The organism is Caldithrix sp. (assembly GCF_056497305.1).
Genome location: NZ_JBSMDE010000177.1, coordinates 1 through 5,662, shown reverse-complemented (window position 1 = coordinate 5,662; position 5,662 = coordinate 1). Strand labels below are relative to the sequence as shown.

Sequence of the window (5,662 nt, the reverse complement as noted above, 5' to 3'; positions counted from 1 at the left end):
GAGCTTTTGTTTTAAAACCCATCCCCCAGGCCCTGTCCCCTTTAAAAAAGGGAACAGGGAGTTATAATCTTTACAATGTAAATTTTGATTTTTAAATGTTCATCTACTTTAACTTTTGGGAAAGCTTGGTAAGAATGCAGCACAAGAATTTTTGCATCACGCTGTGGCGGGATTAGATCTTTTGAAGGAAGTATTCTAAACAGAGAGCTGTTGCACTCTGGGCGCATTGTCCGCACAGCAAGCGAGAAAGAAACAACGCCAATGTAATGGATCCCTCGTTCCCCGATAAATCTGGGATTCGGAATGACGGGTCGGCACCATTAAACTATTCACGGAAATTCTGAGTATTCAATCATTTGTAATTAGTCAGAGGGAGTTGCCTGCAATGGTCATCGCGTCTTTTGTGGCTTTTTTGTGCTTTCCCTGGTTGCTTTAAGTGGCGTGGAAAAGTAGGAGGGAATAATCAAAAGCAAAAGAAAGTTCTGGAATTGGAAATGAACCAGAGAAATGAAGCCATAAAGAAAAAGAAAAAATAGCTAAAAGTAAAGAAGTTACTTGACTAACACACCATAAAATATTAAATTTGTTATCTGCAATTTTTATTGGGGTGTAGCCAAGCGGTAAGGCAGCGGGTTTTGGTCCCGCCATGCGGGGGTTCGAATCCTCCCACCCCAGCAACAAATTTGCAAGCTGCGGCTTGCTTTTTTTTATAATTTCTCAAAATTTGCAAGAGAAGTAAGGAGAAGAAATTCATGACAGCCTTAACATTGAGTGCTGAAAAACGGGTAGACACAGGTAAATCGTCAGCACGAAAATATCGTCGCCAGGGTAAGATCCCGGCTATTCTATATGGAGAAAATAAAGAACCGGTTCATGTGGTGATCGATGAACACGATTTAACAGTGGGGCTGAGAGGGCACCATTCTGTCATTAATCTGGAGATCGAAGGTAAACCGCATCGCTGTATTGTTCGCGAAGTGCAATACCATCCGGTGACCAGTAAAATTTTACATGTTGACTTTTTGGGCATTCAAGGCCATGAAAAAATTCAAATGGAAGTTCCCATTCGTTTTGAAGGCAAACCGGCAGGGGTGAAAGAAGGCGGTATTTTTGATGAGATCAAACGTTCCCTGGATATCGAAGTTTTGCCGGAAAACATCCCGGATGAAATCGTCATTAATGTGGAAAATCTGACAATCGGTGATGCAATTCGAATTAAAGATTTAGCTTCTGACAATTATGATGTCCTGGGCGATCCGGAAGATGTTATTTGTCGGGTAGAAGCCCCACATGTTGCTGAGGTTGAAACGGAAGCCGCTGAGGAAGAGGAAGAACTCGCCGAACCGGAAGTGGTGGCTAAAGGTAAAGAAGCTAAAGAAGGCGAAGAAGAATAAAGGTAACTCGGGAACGTGTACATTGTTTTTGGGCTTGGAAACCCTGGAAAACAATATCAGCTCACTCGCCATAATGTTGGTTTTATTCTTCTGGATCATTTTCAAGCATATTTTCAGATCCCCTTTCGTCCAGGAAAAGGGGATTATTATTTTTCAAGCATCCAGATTGACGGCCATCCGGTTTTGCTGGTTAAACCCACAACATACATGAATCTAAGTGGCCTGGCTGTCAAGCAGGTACTCGAGCGCTATCCAACGCCATTGCAAAATATACTGGTCGTTGTGGATGATTTTCAACTGCCGTTTGGAACATTGCGTTTTCGTAAAAAAGGGAGCGATGGAGGACATAATGGTTTGAAGTCCATTATTTTTCACCTTCAAAGCGAAGAATTCCCCAGGTTGAGAATTGGGATCGGAAATCATTTTGAAAATCCTTCGGAATACGTACTTGCTCCTTTCAGTCAGCATGAATGGCAAAAACTGCAGGAGCTGTTACCTGTAGCCCGTCAGGGGATTGAAACCTGGATTCGCAAAGGAATCGAGCAGGCTATGTCTGGCTTCAATCGGAATTTTTTTGAAGCAGAAATAAAATAGAGGGGAAGTTATGCAATTGAATCTTACTTTTGCTATCGTGAGTGCTCTGCTGGCCCTGATATTTGCGCTGTTTCGCTCCATTAGCGTTAATAAAAAAGACGCCGGAACGGAACAAATGCAACGGATTGCGGGCTATATTCGACAGGGAGCCATGGCCTTTTTGGGACGGGAATACCGCGTGCTCGTATTCTTTGTGCTCATTGTGGCTGTGTTGTTGTTTTTAGGGAATTTGCACAAAAATACCGAACTGGTCGCTTTGTCCTTTGTCATCGGCGCCACCTGTTCTGCGCTGGCCGGATTTTTCGGCATGCGAGTGGCCACGGGTGCCAATGTACGTACAGCTAATGCAGCGCGTACCAGTTTGAATAAGGCCCTTTCTGTGGCCTTTGCCGGTGGATCGGTCATGGGCATGAGCGTAGCCGGTCTTGGTCTGTTGGGACTGAGTGTTTTGTTTGCGATTTACAGCAAAATGTTTGGCGTGGAGCAAACCAGTTTAACAACGGTGGTTATGCCGGTAATTAGCGGCTTTTCCCTGGGCGCCAGTTCCATTGCGCTTTTCGCCCGCGTGGGGGGCGGTATTTACACCAAAGCCGCCGATGTGGGCGCAGACCTGGTTGGAAAGGTTGAAGCTGGTATTCCGGAAGATGACCCGCGAAACCCGGCGGTTATTGCCGATAATGTGGGCGATAATGTGGGAGACGTGGCTGGCATGGGAGCCGACCTGTTTGAATCGTATGTGGGAGCGATTGTCGGTTCCATGGTTATTGGCGCCACCATCGGGCTGGATTATGTTTTAATGCCTCTGGTGCTGGCCGGTTTTGGAATTCTGGTTTCCATTCTGGGGACCTTTTTCGTGCGTACTAAGGAAGGCGGCAATCCTCAAACTGCATTGAATATTGGCACTTTTGGAGCGGGCCTTATCATGGCCGTTCTGGCATATTTTGTCATTCATGCCTTTATGCCAAAGGATGGATTACACATCTATTTTGCCCTGCTGGCCGGTTTAGCGGGCGGGATCTTAATCGGTGTTCTCACTGAGTACTACACTTCGGAATCGCGCAGGCCGGCGCAGAAAATTGCCGAGGCTTCGCAAACAGGAACGGCCACCAATATTATTGCCGGTCTGGCTACGGGTATGATGAGTACCGCTTTACCGATAATTGTGCTGGCCATAGCCATTGTGGTTGCTTACCACCAGGCTCAGCTTTACGGAATTGCCATTGCAGCATTGGGTATGCTTTCGACCATCGGAATTCAATTGGCGGTGGATGCCTATGGCCCGATTGCTGATAATGCCGGAGGCATTGCCGAAATGAATGAATTAGGGCCGGAAGTGCGCAAACGTACCGATAAACTGGATGCGGTTGGTAATACTACGGCAGCCATTGGTAAAGGCTTTGCCATTGGTAGCGCGGCTTTAACCGCCCTGGCTCTGTTTAGCGCCTTCATGACCACAGCCGGCATTACCAACATCGATGTTTCCAATCCCTATGTAATGGCCGGACTGTTCATTGGCGCCATGATGCCATTCCTGTTTTCTTCTTTTGCCATGCGCGCGGTGGGCGATGCGGCTTTTGATATGATCGAAGAGGTGCGTCGCCAGTTCAAAGAAATTCCCGGTTTAATGGAAGGCAAGGCCGAAGCGGATTATCGTAAATGTGTAGATATTTCAACTGCCGCCGCCATTAAGAGAATGGTGGTTCCTGGAGTTCTGGCCATCGGCACGCCTGTTATTTTTGGTTTTGTGGGCGGCGCGGAAATGCTCGGTGGGCTTTTAGCCGGCGTAACGGTCAGCGGCGTTTTAATGGCCATCTTCATGGCCAATGCCGGAGGCGCCTGGGATAATGCCAAAAAGTACATCGAAGCCGGCGCTCTGGGCGGCAAAGGCTCCGATGCCCATAAAGCAGCGGTGGTCGGTGATACGGTAGGCGATCCTTTCAAGGACACGGCCGGACCGTCCTTAAATATTTTGATTAAATTGATGTCGGTGGTTGCGCTGGTTATCGCGCCACTGTTGTAAACAATAAAAAATATTTCATTAAATCCAAATCCTATCCCTCCGCCAGGCCGGAGGGATCGTTTAAGACCAAAGGAGGTACTTATGGCTATTTACGAAACCATTTTCATCCTGGACAGCCTGATGCCACCCAAAGAGATTGATGCTGCCATCGAACGCTTTAGTTCGATCATCACCTCAAACGGGGGCAAGGTTCGGAAGGTGGAAAAGTGGGGAAAACGCCGTTTAGCATACGAAATCGAAAAAAAGCAATACGGCTTTTACGGCTCCATTGAATTTGAAGCAGAGGGTAACATCCCCAAAGAGCTGGAGAGCGAGTACAACTTTAACGACAAGGTGTTGCGTTATCTGACCTACCGCTATGACAAACGCAAATTGAAAGCCATGCAGATGGAAAGCTCCGAGGCTCAGGCTAAAGCGCCGTTCGAGGCGCCGGCTACACCGGAAAAGGTGGAAAAGCCACAGGCCGAGAGCGCTGCTCCTGAAAAAGCCGCGAAAGCGCCTGCGCCGGAATCGGCCGAAGAAAAACCGAAAGCCGATGAAACTAAAGAACAAGAAAACAAATAAGGGGATGAAACCATGTTAAAATTCAGAAGAAAACGTGTTTGCCAGTTTTGCCAGCAAGGCGTGGTTTACATCGATTTTAAAGAGGAAAAAAAGTTGATGAAATTTTTGACCGAACAGGGTAAAATCATTCCACGCCATACAACAGGCACCTGTGCTAAACATCAAAGACAATTGGCAAAAGCAATCAAACGGGCGCGTCATCTGGCCTTAATTCCTTTTGTTGCTGATTTTACAAGGTAATATTTAACAAAGGTGGTTTAAAATGGAAATAATATTACGTCAAGATTATCAGGGTTTAGGGAAAACGGGTGACGTCGTAAAAGTAAAGGACGGTTACGCCCGTAATTTTCTGATTCCTAAAGGCATTGCCTATGTTGCAAGCAAAGAAAATAAAAAACGTCTGGAAAACGAGCTGAAAGTTAAAACCTGGCGTGTGGAAAAGGAAAAAGTGGCTGCCGAAGAACTGGCTAAAAAATTGGCCAATGTCTCCTGCACCATTCCCGTTCAGGTGGGCGAAGAAGACAAGCTCTTCGGTTCTGTGACTTCGCAAAACATTGCCGAAGCCCTGGCTGCACAGGGGATTACGGTGGATCGCCGCAAAATTCAACTGGATGAGCCCATTAAATCGCTGGGTATTTATTCTGTGCCCATCAAACTCCATCCGGAAGTGGAAGCAACCGTTAAAGTTTGGGTTGTTAAAGAATAAACATAAACGCCGGCTCTGTCCGGCGTTTTTTGATTTAAGTTGACTCCTGCTCTGATCCCTCCTTCAGTGGGTCAAACTGACTAAATTAGGCCAGTCCTGTTCAATTGCCTCACAAAAGAGGAAATCATGGTAAAAATCGAACGTGGAACATGTGAAAAGCTGCATGGTACAGGTGCTTCTCCACCGATTTACTTTCCTGTAGAACGCGCGAGTAGCCCTCAGCTCCTTAGAATACTTCCCTTAAAAGATCTATTCCCGCCACAGCGGGATGCCAAAATTTTTATGCTGTGTGAGGAAGTAAAACCGTTTAATTGTTGATTTGTTAAATTGTTGAATGGTTTAATGTCTCGTCACAGAGATTCGGGATTTCCGCTGCGCTACAAC

The 5,662-nt window shown here is 46.5% G+C and carries 6 protein-coding genes and 1 tRNA gene; all 7 read left to right on the top strand.

What is annotated here, in order from left to right:
- The first annotated feature begins 603 nt into the window (after window positions 1–603).
- The 7 genes from ACWB0I_RS14650 (at window position 604) to rplI (ending at window position 5,278) form a co-directional block, all read left to right on the top strand.
- Window positions 604–675, top strand: a tRNA-Gln gene (locus tag ACWB0I_RS14650).
- Window positions 676–752: 77 nt separating this feature from the next.
- The gene (locus ACWB0I_RS14645; RefSeq protein WP_479388816.1) at window positions 753–1,394 is read left to right on the top strand and encodes a 50S ribosomal protein L25; all 642 of its coding nucleotides are present in this window, start codon (window positions 753–755) and stop codon (window positions 1,392–1,394) included.
- Between the two features lie 15 nt (window positions 1,395–1,409).
- Window positions 1,410–1,988, top strand: a complete 579-nt coding sequence (gene pth / locus ACWB0I_RS14640; RefSeq protein ID WP_479388815.1) for an aminoacyl-tRNA hydrolase — start codon at window positions 1,410–1,412, stop codon at window positions 1,986–1,988.
- A 10-nt stretch (window positions 1,989–1,998) separates the two neighbouring features.
- Window positions 1,999–4,008: a sodium-translocating pyrophosphatase gene (locus ACWB0I_RS14635; RefSeq protein WP_479388814.1), complete on the top strand. Its 2,010-nt coding sequence runs from the start codon at window positions 1,999–2,001 to the stop codon at window positions 4,006–4,008.
- Between the two features lie 81 nt (window positions 4,009–4,089).
- Window positions 4,090–4,572, top strand: coding sequence for a 30S ribosomal protein S6 (gene rpsF / locus ACWB0I_RS14630; RefSeq protein ID WP_479388813.1), 483 nt, complete (start codon window positions 4,090–4,092; stop codon window positions 4,570–4,572).
- A 12-nt stretch (window positions 4,573–4,584) separates the two neighbouring features.
- Window positions 4,585–4,812: a 30S ribosomal protein S18 gene (gene rpsR, locus ACWB0I_RS14625; RefSeq protein ID WP_479388812.1), complete on the top strand. Its 228-nt coding sequence runs from the start codon at window positions 4,585–4,587 to the stop codon at window positions 4,810–4,812.
- A 22-nt stretch (window positions 4,813–4,834) separates the two neighbouring features.
- Entirely contained in the window at window positions 4,835–5,278 is a 444-nt protein-coding gene (gene rplI, locus ACWB0I_RS14620) for a 50S ribosomal protein L9 (protein ID WP_479388811.1), read from the top strand.
- The last annotated feature ends 384 nt before the right edge of the window (window positions 5,279–5,662 follow it).